Origin of the sequence: Pseudomonas sp. R62, assembly GCF_000257605.1 — a bacterium.
GTDB classification, from domain to species: domain Bacteria; phylum Pseudomonadota; class Gammaproteobacteria; order Pseudomonadales; family Pseudomonadaceae; genus Aquipseudomonas; species Aquipseudomonas atacamensis.
Genome location: NZ_AHZM01000863.1, coordinates 1 through 1,443, shown reverse-complemented (window position 1 = coordinate 1,443; position 1,443 = coordinate 1). Strand labels below are relative to the sequence as shown.

The following is a 1,443-nucleotide window of genomic DNA, read 5'->3' as shown; positions in this document are numbered from 1 at the left end:
ATGCATTGGGTCAGGCAATGAAGATGTTGAATGTGCCGCAGTCTTCGCGAGCAGGCTCGCTCCCACACTGGATTTTGCATGTCGCCGGGATTTGGCACACGCCGTGAAAACCTGTGGGAGCGAGCTTGCTCGCGAATGCATTGGGTCAGGCAATGAAGATGTTGAATGTGCCGCCCTCTTCGCGAGCAAGCTCGCTCCCACACTGGATTTTGCGTGTCGCCGGGATTTGGCACACGCCGCGAAAACCTGTGGGAGCGAGCTTGCTCGCGAATGCATCCGGTCAGGTGATGAAAATATTGAATGTGCCGCCGCCATCGCGAGCAGGCTCACTCCCACAGGAACCAGCGGCGAGGCTCAGACTTGCAACAACTGCCGGGTCATCGCCATCGAGGTTTCCAGCGACTGTCCGGTGCGCTGCAATTTGTTCAGCAAACTGGCGCCGAGCCAGAGCTGATACAGCGTCTCCGCCAACTTGCGCGCATCGCCCTCCGGCAGGCTTTTGTCGGTCTGGCCTTGTTCGATGCATTCGGTGATGCGCGCGACGATGCGTTCGGCGCCGTCGCGCAGGGTCAGGCGCATTGATTCGGACAGGTCGGCGACTTCGGCGCTGAGTTTCACCACCAGGCATTCATCGCCATGGCCTTCGAGGGTGCAGCGGTTCTGCCAGCCCTGCCAGTAATCCATCAAACGCTCGAAGGCCGTCAGCCCAGGCAATGTCAGGCGGCGCTCCATGTCGGCGAGGTAGTCGACGAAGTAATCCTCGAGCAGCGCCTGGCCGTACAACTCCTTGGATTTGAAGTAGTGATAGAACGAGCCCTTGGGCACGCCGGCGGTCTGCAGGATCTCGTTGAGGCCGACGCTGGTGAAGCCCTTCTCGGCCATCATCCGGTGGCCGGTGTCGAGCAAGTGTTGGCGGGTGTCGTCAAAGGTCGGCTTCATGGTGCGCAAAATTCCAGACAATAGACCAGTCGTATAGTTTTCAGGACCGGGAGTTTGCCATAACCGACGGGCAAAAACATTTTCTGAAAAAATTACTAGACGACTGGTCTAATTGGAAACTATGCTGCGCCCCGACACACAAATTCATGCGGCACCGACAACAAGCGAATCCCTCGCCTTCTGCCGATGCCAGACCAACCCAAGGGTGCTCTATGAAAATCTTGATGGTTCTGACTTCCCACGATCAACTCGGCAACACTGGCAAGAAAACCGGCTTCTGGCTGGAAGAGTTCGCCGCGCCCTACTTTGCCTTCAAGGACGCCGGCGCCGACGTCACCCTGGTATCGCCTGCCGGCGGCCAGCCTCCGCTCGATCCGAAAAGCGATGAGCCAAGCGCGCAGACTGCCGAGACCGATCGCTTCCGCGCCGATCCAGCGGCGCAACAAGCGTTGGCCAGCACCGGTCGTCTGGCTGATGTGAAGGCCGAAGATTTCGACGCAGTGT

The 1,443-nt window shown here is 58.8% G+C and carries 1 protein-coding gene and 1 pseudogene; one reads left to right on the top strand and one right to left on the bottom strand.

Going from position 1 to position 1,443, the window contains the following annotated elements; translation table 11 throughout:
- Positions 1-354: 354 nt before the first annotated feature.
- Positions 355-939: a TetR/AcrR family transcriptional regulator gene (locus OQK_RS00680; RefSeq protein WP_016770670.1), complete on the bottom strand. Its 585-nt coding sequence runs from the start codon at positions 937-939 to the stop codon at positions 355-357.
- Between the two features lie 212 nt (positions 940-1,151).
- Here OQK_RS00680 and OQK_RS00675 point away from each other — a divergent pair.
- Positions 1,152-1,443 (top strand): annotated as a pseudogene (locus tag OQK_RS00675) (type 1 glutamine amidotransferase domain-containing protein); the annotation flags it as partial.

Bases quoted from the DNA above. Each gene is read 5' to 3' on its own strand.
- OQK_RS00680 (WP_016770670.1), bottom strand. From the start codon at position 939: ATGAAGCCGACCTTTGACGACACCCGCCAACACTTGCTCGACACCGGC.